Origin of the sequence: Polynucleobacter sp. MWH-Loch1C5 (genome assembly GCF_018881775.1) — a bacterium.
Taxonomy (GTDB): Bacteria; Pseudomonadota; Gammaproteobacteria; order Burkholderiales; family Burkholderiaceae; genus Polynucleobacter.
This window is the reverse complement of sequence record NZ_JACVPR010000001.1, coordinates 65,073-84,733: the sequence shown is the minus strand read 5'-3', so window position 1 is coordinate 84,733 and position 19,661 is coordinate 65,073. Positions and strand designations below refer to the sequence as shown.

Genomic DNA, 19,661 nt, shown 5'->3' with positions numbered 1-19,661 from the left:
GATTTAGCTGCGCTCAGCAGCCTCCAAGGTGTTGAGTAATAACATGGTGATGGTCATCGGCCCAACGCCTCCGGGTACGGGAGTGATGGCGCCCGCTTTGTATTTCACTTCGTCAAAGTCAACATCGCCGCACAGCTTGCCATCGGGTAGACGATTAATACCCACATCGATAACTACAGCTCCCGATTTAACCATCTGGCCGGTAATCATCTTAGGCTTACCTGTAGCCACCACTAAGATATCGGCTTCTTTGGTATGCGCTGCTAGGTCTTTAGTTTTACTGTTACAAATCGTGACTGTGGCGCCAGCTGCTAGTAAAAGCATAGCCATGGGTTTTCCCACGATATTAGATGCACCAACCACGACTGCACGTGCGCCTTTAATAGGGTAGTCAATGCTCTCTAGCATCTTCATACAACCATAGGGCGTACAGGGTTTAAAGAGCGGAGCTCCAATCATGAGTGCACCGGCATTGGCAACGTGAAAACCATCCACATCTTTCTCGGGTGCAATCGCTTCAATGACGCGGTGACTATCAATATGAGCAGGCAGAGGTAGTTGCACCAAAATACCGTTAATCTGAGGGTCGAGATTGAGCTCATGAATTCTCTTTAGAAGAGCGGTTTCACTGAGCTCGGCTGGATGACGTTCCAAAATTGAATACATACCAACTTCTTCGCACGCTTTCACTTTGTTGCGAACGTAGACTTGGCTAGCAGGATCTTCCCCGACGAGTAATACCGCGAGACCTGGTTTTTTGCCTTTGGCAATTAACAGTGCTGTACGCGTTGCAATCTCGAGTCGAATCTTTTTGGCCAGTTGATTGCCGTCAAGCAGTTGGGCAGGCATTATTGATTGGTCTCCGAGAGTGCTAGACGCAATAGGTCTGCGACCGTATTGACATTAAGTTTTTCCATAATATTGGCACGATGAGCTTCGACTGTTTTTATGGAGATATTGAGATCGTCAGCAATCTGCTTATTCAGGCGACCGGCAACGATTCTCTCTAATACTTGTTTTTCTCGGCCAGTTAACTTGCCTAGCAAACTTTGAGTATTTTTCTGTTGGTCAGCCTTCGCATAATCTACGCGAGCACGCGTCAACATTTTTTCTACCAGTGTTTTGAGTTCACTCTCTTTAAAGGGTTTTTCAATAAAGTCTACCGCTCCCTTTTTCATCGTAGAGACCGCCATAGATACGTCGCCATGGCCAGTAATGAAAGCGATGGGCATTGGGATGCCTTCTGCTAATAGACGTTCTTGAAGTTCAAGTCCTGACATTCCAGGCATACGAACATCAAGAATTAAACAAGCGACGGTGTCTCTATTATCGTTTTGCAGGGATTGCAGAAATTTTTCGGCACTAGGTTGGCATTTGACTGTGTAGCCATTACTTTCTAGTAACCAAGTTAATGAGTCTCTGACAGCCTCATCATCATCTACAACATAAACGATTTCAGTTTTATTGTTCATAGCCGTTAATTTCTAATAGGAAGTAGTATTGTAAAGGTGCAGCCGGGTCGACTTGGATCTTTTTCGGTCGCGTTATTTTCCACCCACAAGCGACCGTGGTGGGATTCAATAATAGAACGACAGATATTCAGCCCCATACCCATGCCGTCAGTCTTGGTGCTAAAGAATGGTTCATAGAGGCGCTCTATGATTTCTAAAGGAATTCCAGGGCCTTGATCACTGACTTGTATGCGTAACATGTCTCCTTCAGGAGTTTCAATCACACGAACTTCAATTCGAATCAGCTTCCTTAAATTAGATTCAATAGTCTTAACTGCATCGGTGCCATTTTTAAGTAAATTCACCACTACTTGTTGTAGCAAAATGGGATCTGCGAAGATCTGGGGTAAATTCGTTTCATAAATACTCTGAAACCTAACACCGTATCTTTGAGCTTCGATTTCTGCTAAGCCAATGGAGTCATCAATGATTTCTTGAATGTTGACTAATTTACTTTGTGGCTGGCTACGTTTAACAAATCCTTTAATTCTGGAAATGATCGTTCCTGCTCGGTGGGCTTGATTGGTGGCCTTTTCAATCGCCGGTAAGATATCCTTTTCAATATCGTAGTCATTTCTTGACTTCAGACGATTGGCAATCCCAGTGCAGTAGTTGCTAATGGCAGCTAATGGTTGATTAAGTTCGTGAGCCAATGAGGAGGCCATTTCACCCATCGTCGTCAAGCGACTTGAAAACTGCATTTTTTCTTCTTGTTGCCTTGCCATTTCCTCAGCTTTTTTGCGAGTGCTGATATCGGTGGCCACAATTAACTGGGCGAGGTGGCCATCAATCCAGGAAATGTAACGACGACGAACTTCAAACCACTGTTTAGTCTTGTCGATGAAGACTTCGCGTGAGTCTGAGTTAATCGGGGTGAGGGCGGATGCGGGTAGCCCTGCAAAGCCATCAACTCCATCCATATCGAGAGCATCTACATCGGATGGTTCGATTTCATGTCCAGCAAGGTCTAAGTGAGTTTTAGGGTGGTTGCCGAAGTTCTCTCGGTAATATTTATTGGCAAAAAGTAATTGACCGCTTTGCAGTGATATCACTGAGACCGCAGCATCTAGACTTTCAAGCACGGTTGTAAAACGCTCATGGGCAAGAGCTAGTTCCTGACGAGCTTTGATTGGCTCAGAAATATCGACGATGGAACTGATCCAGCCTGATTGCTCACCTTTTTCATTGATTAGCGGTGACACAAAAGTCCGGGTATTGATCCGTGTGTGATCTTTACGCTCCATGACAGCCTCGAAACCTGTGCTGGGGGCTTTACCCTGCAGGGCAATTTGCATCTTTTTGATGAGTTCAGCTTGATATTCTTTTGGCCAGAAGGGGAAAGGGGCTTCCATACCCACTAATTCATCTTTGCTCCAACCTGTCATTTTGGAGAAGGCTGGATTCACATAGGTAATGCGGCCAGTCATATCGTGTGCTCGTATACCAATCGTCATGGATTCTTCCATGGCCTTACGGAAATTGGTTTCCGTCTGAAGTTCCCGTTGCACAATATAGCGACGTCTACTTTCACTCCAAACTGACCATAGACTCCACAAAACAAACGCCGACAAACCAATGACTAGCCACAGTAATGTACGATAGGTGAGGTTAGTGGGTGGTGGATAGCTGTCTACATGTAAGCTCAGACCTACCGAAGGTCGATCTAGGGTGACTGTATGTTCCAGAGATTTTTCGGGGGTGCGTCTTGGATTGGAGATGGCTACCTCCTGACCGTACGCATCGAGTAACTTAAATCGATAGATGCCGTTCAGTTCACTGGGTATGGTGTGTTTAACAATGCCCTTAACTGAATAAAGAACAGCGACCGCGCCGATGACATTACCAAATTGAATAATCGGTGTGATGTGCCAAAAGATGGCTTCTCTTTCAGCGCTGTGATTATTTTGTGTGTCTAGTTTGAGTTTGAGTATGCGACCGTAGTCAGGCTTATTCGTTTCTACAGCCTCGGTAAAGAGTCGATTTAACTCTTCGTCAATGATTTTTTTAGAACCACTTCGGTCGAACCATTCTCGACCGCTAGCATTGACAGGAATACTCCAAAGTCTATTCTGTTCACGGTCAATCCAGCGAATGTGCAGTATTTCAGGGCTATCCTGAATCAAGCGCGTGGCTGATTTCAGCATGGCATCTGGATAGCGCATTTGATTTACTGAGTTGCTAATTTCGCGGCTGAGCTCTAATAACTTTTCTTCATTATTCAAAAAGCGATTTTGAATGCGTTGTTTTGCGTAAGCAGTCTCGCGATAGAGCGTGTATTCCTGTTGGCTTTTATTTTGGTAATTGAGTGTCCAAAGAATTAAGGTCATAGCCAGCGTAAATAACACGATGGCCAAAATTGGGGTGAACAATAGGGAATAGCTCGACGATTTGTACTTGATCGCTCGCGGCAGTATGCGATCGATATACAAATTGATAGTTTCAGGAATAGATCTAGCCAAGGTTCTTTAGGGTTAACAGCAGTACTAGGAAGTTTAATTCTTTCGCATCATGAAAGTTATGACAGTGTACCTTTCTATTGCTTAGCAACATATTTTCATATTATGAGAAATGTATTCGTTATATGAAAAATTTCTTGTTAGGCTTTTGAAGCATACATAGAATCCAAATAACAAATATGGCAGGGGTCAAAAATCCCTGAGTATTGATTAGCCCAAAGGAGACAAAGATGGCTGCTGTACCCGAGCAAGTGATCCAAAATCAAGCTGTAAATGACCAAGACCCTATTGAAACCAAAGAGTGGCTAGATGCATTACAAGGCGTCATTACTCATGAGGGTGTTGATCGCGCTGCATATCTCATCGATGAGCAAATTTCATATGCTCGTGTCAACGGTGTTGTTCAGCCGTTTCATGCAGAAACACCCTATATCAATACGATTCCAGTGGAGCGCCAGGCTAAGTTGCCAGGTGACCCTGAAATTGAACACAGAATTCGTTCTTATACACGTTGGAATGCCATGGCGATGGTTTTGCGCGCCAATAAAGATACCAATGTGGGTGGACACATTTCATCTTTCCAGTCCGCAGCGACTCTCTACGATGTGGGTTATAACCATTTTTGGCACGCTCCATCAGCGCAACATGGTGGAGACTTGGTCTTCGTTCAGGGACACTCAGCGCCAGGAGTCTATGCGCGCGCTTACATGCTAGGACGATTGACAGACGAGCACCTGGATAATTTCCGACAAGAGGTAGACGGTAAGGGTATATCGAGTTATCCGCATCCTTGGCTGATGCCAGATTTTTGGCAATTCCCGACAGTCTCAATGGGACTCGGTCCGATCATGGCGATTTATCAAGCGCGTTTTATGCGTTATTTGGAAGATCGTGGTTTGGCTAAGACTGAGGGTCGCAAAGTCTGGGCTTTCTTGGGGGACGGAGAAACCGATGAGCCGGAGTCCTTGGGTGCGATTGGTATGGCTGGTCGTGAGCATCTAGATAACCTGTGCTTTGTCATTAACTGTAATTTGCAGCGCTTAGATGGTCCTGTTCGCGGAAACGGCAAAATTATTCAAGAACTCGAAAGCGAGTTTCGCGGTGCCGGCTGGAATGTGATCAAGGTTGTTTGGGGCACCCATTGGGATGCACTCTTTGCGCGAGATAAAAAAGGAATTTTGATGAAACGCCTCGGCGAGATTGTCGATGGCGAATATCAAACTCTGAAGGCGAAAAACGGTGCTTATGTTCGTGAGCATGTATTTAATACTCCAGAGCTGAAGGCCTTAGTTGCTGACTGGAGCGATGAGGATGTTTGGAACCTTAATCGTGGTGGTCATGATCCTCATAAAGTTTATGCAGCATTCCATGCAGCAACTCACCATAAGGGTCAGCCGACTGTGATCTTAGCGAAGACCATTAAAGGCTACGGTATGGGTAGCTCTGGTGAGGCGATGAATATTGCCCACCAAGCTAAGAAAATGAGTGATGATGATATTCGTGCTTTCAGGGATCGTTTTGATATTCCTGTGCCAGATGATCAATTAGCTCAGTTGCCTTATGTGAAATTCCCAGAAGGTAGTAAAGAATTAGAGTACATGCGCTCTAGACGTATGGAGTTAGGGGGCTATCTGCCGCAGCGTCGCTCTAAGGCGGAGTCTCTTGAAGTGCCAAAACTAGATACTTTTGCGCCATTACTAGAGGCTACTAGTGAAGGTCGTGAAATTTCAACCACGATGGCATTTGTGCGCCTTCTAAACATTGTGATCAAAGACAAAGTTCTCGGCAAGCGCGTGGTGCCTATCGTGCCCGATGAGTCTAGAACTTTTGGTATGGAGGGCATGTTCCGTCAATTGGGTATTTGGAGTCAGGTAGGACAGTTGTATACACCGCAAGACCATGATCAATTGATGTTCTACAAGGAAGACAAACACGGTCAAATCCTACAAGAGGGTATCAATGAAGCCGGTGCTATGTGTGACTGGATTGCTGCTGCTACTTCTTATTCAACACATGGCGTCCCCATGTTGCCGTTCTATATTTTCTATTCAATGTTTGGTTTCCAGCGTATTGGTGACTTGGCATGGGCAGCGGGTGACATGAGAAGTCGTGGCTTCTTACTCGGCGGTACTGCAGGTCGAACCACCTTGAATGGCGAGGGCTTGCAACACGAAGATGGTCATAGCCATCTCTGGAGTGGTGCAGTACCTAACTGTATCAGTTATGACCCCTGTTTTGCCTTTGAGTTAGCGGTCATTATTCAAGATGGTATGCGTCGTATGATGACCGATCAAGAGGATGTCTATTACTACATTACTCTGATGAATGAGAACTACGCGCATCCTGCAATGCCTAAAGGTTCTGAGCAAGATATCCTTAAAGGAATGTATCGCCTTACTTCTGTTGGTGATAGCAAAGCTAAACAGCGTGTTCAGTTATTAGGTAGCGGCACCATCTTCCGTGAAGTGATCGCAGCAGCTGATATGTTGCGTGATGATTGGGGTGTGGCTTCCGATATTTGGGGTTGTCCAAGCTTTACAGAGTTAGCTCGTGATTGGAATGCGGTCAATCGCCATAATCTCTTACATCCCACTGATAAGCCTGTCTTGTCGCATGTAGAAAAAATGTTAGTAAGTCAAGTCGGCCCGGTGGTTGCAGCGACTGACTATGTTCGTTTATTTGCAGAACAAATTCGTCCTGCGATTCATAATTTAGGTAAACGTTACACAGTCCTGGGTACGGACGGCTTTGGTCGTTCTGATACGCGCGAACGCTTACGCCACTTCTTTGAGGTTGATCGTCGTTGGGTCACGGTAGCCGCTCTGAAAACTTTGGCAGATGAGGGTCAAATCAAGCATCAAGTAGTTGCTGATGCGATGAAGAAGTATGGCTTAGATCCTAATAAACCTAACCCTATGACTGTGTGAGGTCGGATATGAGTCAATTAATTGAAGTCAAAGTACCTGACATTGGTGACTACAAAGATGTGCCTGTCATTGAGGTGCATGTAAAACCTGGTGATACTGTCAGCAAGGAACAGTCACTTATTACGCTAGAGTCAGATAAGGCGACTATGGATGTGCCGTCTTCTCATGACGGTATTGTTAAAGAAGTCAAAGTCAAGGTGGGCGACTCCATTTCTGAAGGTGGCCTCGTTCTATTGCTGGAGTCTGTGGGCATGCCTGCGGCCCCTGTAGCTAATGCAACTGCTGCGCCCACACAGGCGACTGGTGCTGCTAATACCACCGCTCAATCGATTAGTGTTTCTGTGCCTGATATCGGAGATTATAAAAATGTTCCTGTCATAGAAGTGCATGTAAAGCCTGGTGACACAGTGACTAAAGAACAGTCCCTGGTCACCCTCGAATCCGATAAGGCCACCATGGATGTTCCTTCTTCACATGATGGTTTAGTTAAAGAAGTGAAAGTCAAAGTAGGTGATGCTGTTTCGCAAGGCGATTTAGTGGTTGTATTGGAATCTTCAGCACAAGCACCAGTCAGTCAACCAGTAGATAAAGCACCATCTTCGACCGCATCGAATACTTCTGCACCTGTCTCACAATCAGTGACAAAAACGACTTCGCTTGCCACTCCTGCTACTGCCGCAACAAGTCCAGTAATGAGTTCTTCAGGGACGAGTCATGCGAGCCCTTCAGTTAGAAAATTTGCTCGCGAACTGGGAGTTGATGTCGCTAAGGTCAATGGTTCTGGTCCTAAAGGCAGAATCACTCAGGAAGACGTCCAGGCCTATGTAAAAAATATCATGACAGGTCAAGCCGCATCTCCGGCAGGAGCTCAGGTTTCAGCCGGTGGTTTAAATCTCTTACCATGGCCGAAGATTGATTTCAGTAAATTTGGCGAAACAGAAGTTCAGCCTTTATCACGCATTAAGAAGCTATCAGCTGCTAATCTATCCCGTAATTGGGTAATGATTCCAGCGGTGACTTATCACGAAGACGCTGACATTACTGATTTAGAAGCTTTCCGTGTGCAAACGAATAAAGCCAATGAGAAAGAAGGCATCAAAATTACTATGTTAGCTTTCTTGATCAAGGCTGCTGTCAATGCGCTGAAGAAGTACCCAGAGTTCAATAGCTCTTTAGATGGGGATAATTTGGTACTTAAGAAGTATTTCCATATTGGTTTCGCTGCTGATACGCCTGGTGGACTGGTGGTTCCTGTGGTTAAAAATGCTGATCAAAAAGGGATTGTTGAGATTGCAAAAGAAACGGGTGAGCTTGCTAAGCTCGCTCGTGAGGGCAAGCTAAAACCTGATCAGATGCAAGGAGCATCATTCACGATTTCATCTTTAGGGGGCATCGGTGGTACTTACTTTGCACCGATTATTAATGCTCCTGAAGTCGCCATTTTGGGCGTGAATAAAGCATCCATGAAGCCAGTTTGGGATGGCAAACAATTTGTACCACGCTTAATTTGCCCACTCTCATTAACTGCTGATCATCGTGTGATTGATGGCGCACTTGCGACCCGTTTCAATGTTTATTTGTCAGAGTTGCTAGCTGATTTCCGCCGTGTGGTCTTGTAGGAGAAATAATGGCTATTGAAATCAAAGTACCAGACATAGGCGACTTTAAAGACGTGCCTGTTATTGAGGTGTTGGTTAAACCTGGTGATAGCGTAGAGAAAGAGCAAACTTTATTGGTGCTCGAGTCTGACAAAGCAACGATGGAAGTACCTGCTGATCAGGCTGGAAAAATTGTCGCCGTTCATATTAAAGTAGGTGATAAGGTTAGCCAAGGAATGGTTATTGCTAGTCTGGAGCCTTCGATGGCAAGCCCTGTCATTTCACCTTCTCCAGTAGCGCCAAGCACGAAAAATGAAGCATCCACCCCTGTATCTATTCCTGTAGGTAGTTATCAGGGACCTGTAGATCACGAGTGTGAGGTTTTGGTGCTGGGGGCTGGCCCAGGCGGCTATAGTGCTGCATTCCGTGCTGCTGATTTGGGTCAGAAAACCGTCATTGTTGAACGTTACGCGACTTTAGGTGGAGTTTGTCTCAATGTGGGTTGCATACCCTCAAAAGCTTTATTGCATACTGCCGCGGTCATGGATGAAGTCAAAGCAATGGCTCATCATGGTATTAGTTTTGGCGAGCCTAAAATTGATTTAAGCCAGTTACGTAAGCATAAAGAAGGTGTCATTAATCAGCTCACCACGGGTTTAGCTGGTATGGCGAAAGCTCGCAAAGTGACAACGGTTCGCGGACTGGGAGAATTTATCGATTCGCATCATCTCAAGGTTCAATTAACCAGTGGTGAGGGGCGCGATTTAACCGGTCAAACTCAGGTGATTCGTTTTGAGAAAGCCATTATTGCAGCGGGTAGTCAGTCGGTGAAATTACCATTTCTGCCAGATGATCCCAGAATAGTTGATAGCACGGGTGCCTTAGCGCTACAACAGATTCCGAAGCGTATGCTGGTCATTGGTGGGGGCATTATTGGTTTGGAAATGGCCACCGTCTACAGCACCTTGGGTGCACGTATTGATATTGCTGAAATGATGGACGGTTTGATGGCTGGAGCCGATCGTGATTTGGTTAAGGTTTGGGAAAAAATCAATGCGCATCGTTTTGATAAAGTGATGTTGCAAACCAAAGCCACCCAGGTAAAGCCCCAAAAAGAGGGGGTACTAGTGACCTTTGAGGGTGCCAATGCTCCTGATCAGCCACAGTTATATGATTTGGTCTTGGTTGCTGTGGGTAGATCCCCGAACGGTAAAGTCATTGGCGCACAGCATGCTGGAGTGCTTGTCAATGAGCGAGGTTTTATCCCTGTTGATCAACAACAAAGAACGAACGTGCCTCATATATTTGCGATTGGTGATGTGGTCGGTCAACCGATGCTGGCTCATAAAGCAGTTCATGAGGGGCATGTGGCAGCTGAAGTTGCAGCCGGTCACAAAGCTTATATGGATGCAAAACAAATTCCGTCAGTCGCTTATACAGATCCTGAAGTCGCATGGGCTGGTTTGACTGAAGAGCAATGTAAAGCACAAGGTATTGAATACGAAAAAGGTTTATTTCCTTGGGCAGCCAGTGGTAGGGCGATTGCAAACGGTCGAAGCGAAGGCTTTACAAAACTCATCTTTGATAAGAAGACTCATCGAATTATTGGGGGCGGTATTGTCGGCACCCATGCGGGAGATCTGATTGGTGAAGTTTGTCTTGCTATAGAGATGGGTGCAGATGCTGTAGATATTGGTAAAACAATTCACCCTCATCCGACCTTAGGTGAGTCGGTGGGGATGGCCGCTGAGGTAGCGCATGGTAGCTGCACTGATTTACCACCACAAAAGAAAAAGTAGTTGAAAAAAACCCCCGCCGAGGCGGGGGTTGAAATGGTACTTGCAGATAAATCTGACTGGGTACCGAGGAGACAATCTGTACTACTTCAATTCGTTAGCGCTATCTTGGCGCAAATGCCTTGCTCAGAGCTTACTTACGACCACGAGTTGCTTTAGTAGCGGTACTGGCAACAGCGTTGAAGTTGTTTTGGGCTAAATCAACCGCCTGTTTGATTGATTTTTGCGTTGTTTCGTAGGCATTGTTAGCTGCAGCCATGGCTTGTTTAACAGCTTGAACAGCAGCTTCAGAGCCCGCAGGGGCGTTCTTGGTGAGATCTTCAACCATGCTGTGTAGTTTGCTGTTATTGGCCTTCATTTGAGCCTCTGCGACCGTCGCGAATGTAGCTTGTGTCTCATTGGCAATGTTGTACAAATGACGGCTGTAAGCCATGATTTTTTCAGCCAAAGGCTGAACCATGCCGGCTTGCATTGCCATTAATTGCTGGGCATCACGGACGCTCAGGGCGCGCTTTGCGTTCTCAACGTTTTCGCTCATCGCTGTTTTTGCAACTTGCATATTGAGTTCAACCAGCTTTTCAACGCCTTCAAACGCTTTATTTGTGAGGTTGAGTAGGGTTTCTAAGTTGGCTTTATTCGCTGCTGCAATTTGTTCTGGTGTCAAAGTCATACTTCTCTCCTAAAGAATTTAATTCAATAATGTTGCACTGCACAATGAAAGTATAGGTGCAAACAAGCCAAAGTCAAGACCACATTGTGAAAAACAGGCAAAATCTTGATGTGAAAGCCTTTTATACCGATCACTTTGTTCTGCCACTGCCTGTTGGACACCGTTTTCCAATGCAGAAATACCGTTTATTGAGGGACAGGGTAGCTCAAATGATGGGGATTGAGTTATGCGAGGCCCCCAGAGCTACAGATGATGACCTGTGTCTTGCCCATACACAGTCTTATGTACAAGCGGTGAGTGAAGGACGTCTTAGCGATGCAGAGATCAGGGAGATTGGATTTCCGTGGTCTGCGGCAATGGTAGAGCGTTCAAGAAGGTCGTCTGGTGCGACTTTAGCTGCCGCTCAAATGGCAAAAAAAGATTTTGTTTCAGCCAATTTAGCGGGTGGCACCCACCATGCATACGCGAACAAAGGAAGTGGCTTTTGTGTTTTTAATGATGCAGCGATTACTGCACTGCGACTTAAATCTCAGGGGTATAAGCAGGTACTCGTCATTGATTTGGATGTTCACCAGGGGAATGGGACAGCTTCAATACTGCAAGAACATCCTGAAATCTTTACGTTTTCTATGCATGGAGAGAAAAATTTTCCATTTAGAAAAGAAGCGAGCTCTCTAGACCTTGGTCTACCTGATGCCTGTGACGATGAGACCTATTTGAGACTTCTGGCTGATTCATTGTCTCAGATTGAGGAATTGTGGATTCCTGATTTTGTGATTTATTTAGCGGGAGCCGATCCTCATGAAGGTGATCGGCTCGGACGTCTGAAGCTGAGCATGACCGGTATGGCAAAAAGAGATCAAATGGTTTTTGATTTTTGTCATCATTGGCGAACACCCTGCGTGATTGCTATGGCGGGTGGCTACGGTCTTAATATAGAAACAACGGTTGAGGTTCATGCACAAACAATCAACTTAGCGTATCAACATTATCTTCGTTGTATGGAGATTCCAGCATGAAGCATTGGAATCAGCGTTGGGCTGCATGGATTGCTCCGAGTTTCGTGATTATCTGGAGTACTGGTTTCATTATCGCCAAGTATGGGATGCCATATGCGGAACCAATGACATTTCTGTTCATGAGATTTATTGGGGTTTTGCTTTTGATGCTACCGCTAGTCTGGTTGCTGAAAGCACCATGGCCATCGAGCTCTAATACATTTCACATCGCGATTGCAGGGCTCTTACTTCAAGCTGGTTATTTAGGTGGTGTTTGGGCTGCTGTGCGATTTGGTATGTCTGCTGGACTGACCGCTTTGATTGTTGGTTTGCAACCCATCCTTACAGCTTTATTTGCATCATGGCTGAGAGAAAGAGTCTACCCTATACAGTGGCTGGGTCTTGCTTTAGGTATAGCAGGGGTAGGTCTTGTGGTTTGGCAAAAGCTCACATTGACTGGATTGGATAGTTGGAGTCTGATCTTTATTGTGATAGCTTTATTTTCGATTACAGCGGGCACCTTGTATCAAAAAAAGTTTTGTCCGCAGTTTGATCTCAGAACAGGATCAGTCATTCAGTTTGCGAGTTCGGCACTCTTATGTCTACCCTTTATGTTCCTTTTTGAAACAAGAGAAATTGTTTGGCATCCTGAATTGATTGGGTCCTTGGTTTGGGCTATTTTGGGGTTATCGATAGGTGCCATATCGCTCCTATTTATCATGATTCGTAAGGGGGAGGCTACCCGAGTCACGAGCCTGATGTACCTAACACCACCGACCACAGCGGTGATGGCGTGGTTCTTGTTTGATGAACCATTTACTCTTTTTATAGCTTTTGGAATTGTTCTGACTATGCTTGCTGTTCTCTTGGTAAATCGCGCCCAAAAATCATGAATTGGAGTTGTAATTAACGTATCATTAGCAGATTCATCAAACATCAAGAAGTAAGAAGCATGCAAGGTTTAGAGCGATTAATGGGTAGAGGTTTTCTAGCGCGGTCTCTTGGAAAAATTTTGAATATTGCTTGTGTAGTGACCCTCGCATCTTCAATGTTGGCGGTTAATTTGGTGCAAGCGCAAAATCATCAGGCACCTAAGAAAACAACGCAGAAAAAAGCGACGCCCAGTCAGCAAGCGAATCAAAATAAACCTAAAAAAGCGGTTCGAACAGCTACTACCCGTAAAAAAGCAGCTGAAGAAGTGGCTCGCCCATCATTTGCTTCTGCAATGGGTTTGCGTGGCAATCAAGACGATCTCAATTTAAAGTCAAGTGTGGCACTTATTGTTGATCGTCAAACTCACGAAGTGCTTTTTGAGAAAAATGCACATGCTGTATTACCGATTGCATCTATTACTAAGTTAATGACCTCATTAGTGGTCATGGATGCTAATTTGCCTTTGGATGAAGTTATTACTATTTCGCAAGCCGATGTGAATGCTTATCCTGGTAGAACTCGCTCACGCGTGACTGCAGGTGCAAAAATGACGCGTGAGGAGGCTCTTTTATTAGCACTTATGTCTTCTGAGAATCGTACTTCCCATGCCTTGGCAGCGAATTATCCTGGTGGTGTGAGTGCTTTTGTTGAGGCCATGAATACGAAAGCTAAGGCTTTGGGTATGAGTCAATCGAAATTTGCAGATCCCACAGGTTTATCCAGTGAAAATGTCTCTAGCCCTGAGGATTTGACTCGCTTAGTTGAGGCTTCTTATCAATATAAATTAGTAAGAGAGTTCTCTACCCGCAATGATTACAGAATCATGATTGGGAATCGTGAGCAGGTGTTTGTAAATACCAATCGTTTAGTTCGTGCCAATGATATGGAAATTGGTTTGCAGAAAACAGGGTATATTTCAGCAGCTGGTCGTTGTTTGGTGATGCAAGCGCGCGTACAAAACAGAGATGTGGTCATGGTATTTCTGGACTCTGTGGGTAAGCTCTCGCGTTTTGCCGATGCGGTTAGGGTTCGTGAATGGCTTGAATCCCATCCTGAGCTTGAGCCTGTTAGACGTCTTTGATAACGTCCTGCTAGGCTTTAGTTGGTTTGTAGCCTAAGCTCTTTGAAATTTGTACTGCCGTATCTTTCAGAGCTTTTAACCATTCTTCCTGAAGACGATCCGTCGGTGCAGATAAAGATAAACCAGCAACCAGTTTGCCTGCATCGTCAAGAATAGACGCAGCCATACAACTGACCCCAATCTCTAATTCTTCATCATCACGTGCATGACCGAGTTGTCTTACCTTATCTAATTCTTTTTCTAAGTCGCTAGCGTCTTGGATGCTATTTTTGGTATGTCCTTGTAGACCCGTTTTTTGTATATAGCTTTTCAGCTTAGGAGCATCATCGTCGGCCAAGAATAGTTTTCCTACCGATGTCAGATGTAATGGGGCACGCCCCCCAATCGCTCGGACTACCTGCATTCCTGAACGCTCGGAATAAGCTCGGTCGATATACACAATTTCATCTCCTTGGCGAACAGATAAATTAACCGTTTGCCCGGTTAATTTATGCAGTGCTCGCATAGGTAGATGAGCAGCGTCTCTGATGGAGATTCTCGCTTTGACTAAATTGCCAAGCTCTAAGAGTTTGAGGCCAAGACGGTAGGTGCCGCTATCGGCACGCTCTACAAGACGACATGCAACCATATCATTGAGGATGCGGTGAGCGGTTGATGGGTGAAGATCAGTTAGCTCAGATAACTTTTTGAGGCTGACAGGATCATCACTTTGAGCCAGTGCATCGAGCAAGCTCATCATTCGATCGAGAACCTGTATGGCGGTGCGTGTCGTCATGGCCCTATTGTAGCTATAAATGCCTCAAATTGCACATTGTGAAATGAGATTATGCTTGGCTTAGGGCAAGAGTGCAGTCAGCTATTAACTGGGGTCCTTTATAAATCAGACCCGTATAAACCTGAACGCAGTGGGCACCCGCGTTAATTTTTGCCTTTGCATCTGCCCCATTTAGAATGCCCCCGACTCCAATGATTGGAATTTGTTGACGTAAATGCTGATTTAAGACCCTTATCACACGGTTAGATGCTTCAAAAACGGGCTGTCCGGATAGACCTCCTGTTTCCTCACTGTATTTAAGCCCCGCTACTTTTTCACGTGAAATGGTCGTGTTGGTAGCAATCACACCATCGATCTCGTAGCGTATGAGTAACTTGGAGATATGATCAATTTGTTCATCATCAAGGTCTGGTGCAATTTTGAGGAGCAATGGACAGGACTTTTGGTACTGTTGTCTCAAGATTTGTTTTTCTTTAGCTAAGCTGGCAAGCAAGTGATCTAGATCGTCACCACTTTGTAAGGCACGTAAATTTTTTGTGTTGGGTGAAGAGATGTTAACGGTGATGTAGGATGCCACTGGATAGACTGTTCTTAAACCAATCAGATAGTCATTGACAGCTTCTTCAATGGGAGTTTGAGCATTTTTTCCAATATTCAAACCAATAACACCGCCATTTTTATAGAAGCGCGATTGTTTGACGCGATCAACACAGGCTAAGACGCCATCGTTATTAAAGCCCATCCGATTAATCAGTGCCTGCGCATGGGGTAAGCGGAACATGCGTGGTAGTGGATTGCCAGGCTGTGCTAGAGGTGTCACGGTACCAATTTCTATAAATCCAAAACCTAAATCTGCTAATGCATCAATATACTTGCCGTCCTTGTCTAGTCCGGCAGCGAGTCCAACTCGATTGGGAATAGCTATACCGCATAGATTACTTGTTTTATTGATGACTGAAGGGCGAATCAGAGAGCTTAGACCCCAATCATGAGTTCTCTTAAGGCTATTGAGGGTGAAATGATGGGCCGTTTCAGCGTCCATGGAAAACAGCCATGGTCTGATCAGTGGGTACAGGTTCATTATTTAATGGTGTCGTACGCTTGCCACAGGTTATCAATGTAAACCTGCAGGGGTTGAAAATTAGCTTTGTACGACATTTTAGGACTTTCTTTAATGTAATAGCCTAAATAAACATAGGGAAGTTGCAATAATTTAGCTTGCTCTATTTGCCACATAACGCTGTAGGTACCAAGACTTGCATTTTTCAATGATGGATCAAAAAATGTATAGACAGATGAGAGCCCATCTTGAATGACGTCAATAATGCTGACGATTCTTAATTTCCCGGGATCTTTCGATGCAGGGCCATCTCTAAATTCGATGAGTCTTGAGTTAACTTTACTTTGCAGTAAAAATTGTTTGTATTGGTCTTGATCATCATGATCCATTCCGCCACCGCTATGGCGGTCACGTTGGTAATCTTGATACAACTGATAATGTTCCTCGAAATATCCCAAATGACCGACATGGCTCACCAGATGCTGATGTTGTTGCCAAGCACGCTTCTGTGATCGATTAGGTTTGAAATTGCTTACATCAACGCGACAGGGTATACAGGCTTGACAGTTATCGCAGTAGGGGCGATAGGTATACATGCCGCTTCGACGGAATCCCCTTGCCACCAACTCACCGTATAAGTCAGCGTGTATGAGGTGTGACGGGGTTGCTACTTGGGAGCGAGCCAAGTGTTTATCCAGATAACTGCACGGATAGGGCGCTGTCGCGTAAAACTGCAACGCGGTAAACGGCAACTCTTTTAGTTTACTCATCCTAGCCCCAGTGCTTCAATATTGCTTTATTAAAATCCCAGTGAATTCGATCTTTACCGCAATTTTGAGCTAAATGACTTAAAAAGTCATGTCTTGGTATGGGGCGACCGCCCAAAGATTTTAGGTGCTCAGTTTCTTGCTGACAGTCAATCATGCCGATGTCTTGTGCAATACACCATGCGCACAATGCTGCTAAGGCTAATTTAGATGCATCTGTGACCTTGGCAAACATGGATTCTCCATAAACCATTTTCCCCAAGTTGACGCAATAGAGTCCTCCAACGCATTGATTTTGGTAATAAGTTTCTACGCTATGAGCAAGACCTTGCTGATGTAATTCCGAGTAAGCCTGCAGTACTGCATGCGTAATCCAAGTACCATTTTGGCCGGCTCTGTTTTGGTTTGCACAGGACATAATGGTGTTAATGAAATCTGTGTTGACTCGAATTTCCCAGTCCGGATCTCGTAGAATTTGCCGGATTTTTTTGGCTAGATTCTTCGATATTTTTAATTCAGAAGGAATCAGAACCATGCGTGGGTCCGGTGACCACCATAGAACAGGTTGTTCTTCAGAGTACCAAGGAAAGATGCCACCTTGATATGCTCGAATCAGTTGATCGACTGAGATTGTGTCGCTAGCTGCTACTAGACCTGGTACCTCAGTGTCGTAATAAGTTTGTTCATTCAAAGAGGGAAACGCATCACTCGGACGCAACCAAGTCAATTTCATGCTGATCGATAGGAGCGATCAATTTTGGGGTCAAACTCGACGGTATGAAGATGAGTATGTACCTGATGGCTAAGCTTGCCCGCTGCACGGTCAGCAAAAAACCATTCCAAGGTATGTTTGACAGTGGGAAATGCAATTTCATTCCAAGGAATTTCATCTTCACTAAAAAGCTGCACCTCGAGACTTTCGATACCAGCTGAAAATTCTTCTGACTGCATGGATGCTATATAAAACAAATGAACTTGCTCAACATGCACCACATTTAGAAGTGAAAATAATGGACCAATCGTCACCATGGCGCCTGCCTCTTCGAGTGTCTCTCTGATGGCGCCTGCCTCGGTTGTCTCACCCACTTCTAGAAAGCCGGCGGGTAATGTCCAGAAACCTAGGCGAGGATGAATGGCTCGTTTGCATAGGAGTACCTTGTCTTGCCAAATAGGGATAGTTCCTACGACGTTTCTTGGGTTCTGATAAAAAATAGAGTCACATGACGTGCATACATGCCGCTCACGTGTATCACCGGTCGGAATAATTAGTTGGATGGGAGCGGCGCAGCGCGAGCAGAATTTCATAATTGAGTATTGAGGAGCTTGACTGGAATGATGCCACGAAGTGAATTACATAGGATGACTTGATCGGCTTGTTCTACCGCATCTTTCTTAAAAAGAAGCTCTTTTGCATTTAGCTCTTTAATTAGATGTTCTCTCATGATTCCAGGTAGGCAACCGGCCGAGATAGGGGGCGTCAGCCACTCATTATTTTTTTGAACAAACAAGTTGCTTCGTCCACCTTCTGTAACGTAGCCTAAGTGATTGGTAAAGAGTAGGTCAAACGCACCTATTTTTTCCGCCTTTTGCCAAGCTAAATCATAGAAATCACGATGCGTGGTTTTGTATTGCAGAGGGTGAATTCTAAAATCTAAAGTATGTTGTTTAAGGTGCTCGGATGCCCAAGCATAGTATTGCTGACCGTCTAGATCAGACAGATCGCCATGAGTAATTAATACATCTGCGTTAGGGCTGATAGATAACTTAATCCGCATAGTTTGATGAGGCCAATGCGCTTTAGTTTTATTGATTTGATCTTTGACATTCTCTAGATCAATAGGAATACCAAGTTTTTCACAAGCATTTTTCAATCGGATGAGGTGGGAGCTCAGACGCAGTATTTCACCATTTTCATAACGCATCGTTTCAAAAACGCCCCATGGCGGTGGTGACCCAAGAAATTTTCTCTTGAGTTGACACTCTTGCCACTCTTCTAGCGGATCAGAGTCAATAGTGATGCCAGAGCCTACGCCAAACTCATAATCTTGATTAGGGCTGACTTCGAGGGTGCGAATGAGTACGCTCATGCATAGATCACCCATGGTGTCGGTGCTTGGATCTAAGTATCCGAGACCACCACAGTAATACTTTCTGGGATGATTTTCTAATTCTTGAATAATTTCCATGGTGCGTTTTTTAGGTGCACCCGTCACTGATCCACAAGGAAAAATAGCATCGAGTAACTTCAATAGAGATGTTTTCGGAGCTATTTCAGCAGTAATCGTCGATGTCATTTGTAAAACAGAACCGTATTCTTCGATATCAAACAGTTTCGGCACATGAACGGTGCCGGGAAGGGCGATTTTGCTTAAATCATTACGTAATAAATCGACAATCATCAGATTTTCTGCACGATTTTTGGGATCATCGGCTAAATGATTGGCGAGAGGGGATGATCGGTTCGCTGTTCCTTTCATGGGCTTTGTGACCAACTGAGCTCCAGTTTTTTTGATAAACCATTCAGGAGAGCAGGAAATTAAATAGCCATCTTGATCTTCAACATAGGCGCCAAATGGTACTGGTTGTCTGGCCCTGAGATTTTTGAACAGCTGTAATGGTGACCCGTAGATGTGCCCAAACTCTCTGAAGGTAAAGTTCACCTGGTAAGTGTCACCTGTGCGAATGTAGTTTTGGATTTTTTCTATTTGACTTTTAAACTTTTGAAAATCTAGCTCTCTATTTTCCGGAACTATATGAGCTGGCTCTAACTCTTTCTGTGCGTCGAGCCATGCAGTCATCTCGTCATAGTTGATTTGCTTGAGGTCTTTAAATACCCAGGCTTTCAACAGTGGGGTTTCTAGATCTTGTTGAGTAATACCTTGGAATGCCTCACCTAGTTTGTAACTGCCCAAAAAAACAATATAAAAACCCTCTTTAGATGCTGCTTCAATAGCATCACAAACTTCGCTAACTTCTGTAAGTGTATGAGCTAAATATGTTCGAATTGGGTTCTCATAAATGCGGCATCTTGCTAACTGCGCATGACTTTGGGCGTCATCTAAGATAATTCGAGTAGGTGCAGCATGCAT

General features: G+C 44.8%; 16 protein-coding genes. 6 read left to right on the top strand and 10 right to left on the bottom strand.

What is annotated here, in order from left to right; translation table 11 throughout:
* Positions 1-3 precede the first annotated feature (3 nt).
* The 3 genes from folD to ICE94_RS00415 are packed head-to-tail and all read right to left on the bottom strand — an operon-like array spanning position 4 to position 3,880.
* Positions 4-849 carry a bifunctional methylenetetrahydrofolate dehydrogenase/methenyltetrahydrofolate cyclohydrolase FolD gene (gene folD, locus ICE94_RS00425; RefSeq protein ID WP_216147262.1) on the bottom strand — a complete coding sequence of 282 codons (846 nt, stop codon included), beginning with the start codon at positions 847-849 and terminating at the stop codon, positions 4-6.
* Positions 849-1,472 (bottom strand): response regulator transcription factor, encoded by a 624-nt coding sequence (locus tag ICE94_RS00420; protein WP_216147259.1) that lies wholly within the window; start codon positions 1,470-1,472, stop codon positions 849-851. The genes folD and ICE94_RS00420 overlap by 1 nt, the downstream gene beginning before the upstream one ends.
* A gap of 5 nt (positions 1,473-1,477) precedes the next feature.
* A complete protein-coding gene (locus tag ICE94_RS00415; protein ID WP_216147256.1) occupies positions 1,478-3,880 on the bottom strand; it encodes a PAS domain S-box protein in 2,403 nt (800 codons plus the stop codon).
* 317 nt (positions 3,881-4,197) lie between these two features.
* Between ICE94_RS00415 and aceE the strand changes: the two genes are divergently transcribed.
* The 3 genes from aceE to lpdA are packed head-to-tail and all read left to right on the top strand — an operon-like array spanning position 4,198 to position 10,291.
* Positions 4,198-6,894, top strand: a complete 2,697-nt coding sequence (aceE, locus tag ICE94_RS00410) for a pyruvate dehydrogenase (acetyl-transferring), homodimeric type (RefSeq protein WP_216147253.1) — start codon at positions 4,198-4,200, stop codon at positions 6,892-6,894.
* Between the two features lie 8 nt (positions 6,895-6,902).
* Entirely contained in the window at positions 6,903-8,513 is a 1,611-nt protein-coding gene (gene aceF / locus ICE94_RS00405) for a dihydrolipoyllysine-residue acetyltransferase (protein ID WP_216147250.1), read from the top strand.
* Positions 8,514-8,518: 5 nt separating this feature from the next.
* Entirely contained in the window at positions 8,519-10,291 is a 1,773-nt protein-coding gene (gene lpdA / locus ICE94_RS00400) for a dihydrolipoyl dehydrogenase (RefSeq protein ID WP_216150800.1), read from the top strand.
* Positions 10,292-10,421: 130 nt separating this feature from the next.
* On the opposite strand, the gene ICE94_RS00395 is transcribed toward lpdA, so the two are convergent.
* A complete protein-coding gene (locus ICE94_RS00395; RefSeq protein WP_216147247.1) occupies positions 10,422-10,958 on the bottom strand; it encodes a phasin family protein in 537 nt (178 codons plus the stop codon).
* Positions 10,959-11,128: 170 nt separating this feature from the next.
* On the opposite strand from ICE94_RS00395, the gene ICE94_RS00390 reads away from it, so the two are divergent.
* From ICE94_RS00390 to ICE94_RS00380, 3 genes are read left to right on the top strand one after another with little or no spacing between them, the layout of a single operon-like run.
* Positions 11,129-11,977: a histone deacetylase gene (locus ICE94_RS00390; protein WP_216150798.1), complete on the top strand. Its 849-nt coding sequence runs from the start codon at positions 11,129-11,131 to the stop codon at positions 11,975-11,977.
* Positions 11,974-12,849 (top strand): DMT family transporter, encoded by an 876-nt coding sequence (locus ICE94_RS00385; protein WP_216147244.1) that lies wholly within the window; start codon positions 11,974-11,976, stop codon positions 12,847-12,849. Before ICE94_RS00390 ends, ICE94_RS00385 begins: the two co-directional genes overlap by 4 nt.
* A gap of 59 nt (positions 12,850-12,908) precedes the next feature.
* Complete coding sequence (locus ICE94_RS00380) at positions 12,909-13,970, top strand: serine hydrolase (protein ID WP_216147241.1); 1,062 nt, start codon at positions 12,909-12,911, stop codon at positions 13,968-13,970.
* Between the two features lie 10 nt (positions 13,971-13,980).
* Here ICE94_RS00380 and ICE94_RS00375 read toward each other — a convergent pair whose 3' ends face one another.
* Genes ICE94_RS00375 through ICE94_RS00350 form a run of 6 tightly spaced genes read right to left on the bottom strand, consistent with a single transcriptional unit; the run spans position 13,981 to position 19,661 of the window.
* Entirely contained in the window at positions 13,981-14,745 is a 765-nt protein-coding gene (locus ICE94_RS00375) for an IclR family transcriptional regulator (protein ID WP_216147238.1), read from the bottom strand.
* A gap of 49 nt (positions 14,746-14,794) precedes the next feature.
* Positions 14,795-15,829 carry a quinone-dependent dihydroorotate dehydrogenase gene (locus ICE94_RS00370; RefSeq protein WP_216150796.1) on the bottom strand — a complete coding sequence of 345 codons (1,035 nt, stop codon included), beginning with the start codon at positions 15,827-15,829 and terminating at the stop codon, positions 14,795-14,797.
* A complete protein-coding gene (locus ICE94_RS00365; RefSeq protein WP_216147235.1) occupies positions 15,826-16,575 on the bottom strand; it encodes an arginyltransferase in 750 nt (249 codons plus the stop codon). The genes ICE94_RS00370 and ICE94_RS00365 overlap by 4 nt, the downstream gene beginning before the upstream one ends.
* A 1-nt stretch (position 16,576) precedes the next feature.
* Complete coding sequence (gene aat / locus ICE94_RS00360) at positions 16,577-17,305, bottom strand: leucyl/phenylalanyl-tRNA--protein transferase (protein WP_216147232.1); 729 nt, start codon at positions 17,303-17,305, stop codon at positions 16,577-16,579.
* Positions 17,302-17,877, bottom strand: a complete 576-nt coding sequence (locus ICE94_RS00355) for an NUDIX hydrolase (protein ID WP_216147229.1) — start codon at positions 17,875-17,877, stop codon at positions 17,302-17,304. The genes aat and ICE94_RS00355 overlap by 4 nt, the downstream gene beginning before the upstream one ends.
* On the bottom strand, positions 17,874-19,661 hold the full coding sequence (locus ICE94_RS00350; protein ID WP_216147226.1) for a bifunctional chorismate-binding protein/class IV aminotransferase: 1,788 nt from the start codon (positions 19,659-19,661) through the stop codon (positions 17,874-17,876). Before ICE94_RS00350 ends, ICE94_RS00355 begins: the two co-directional genes overlap by 4 nt.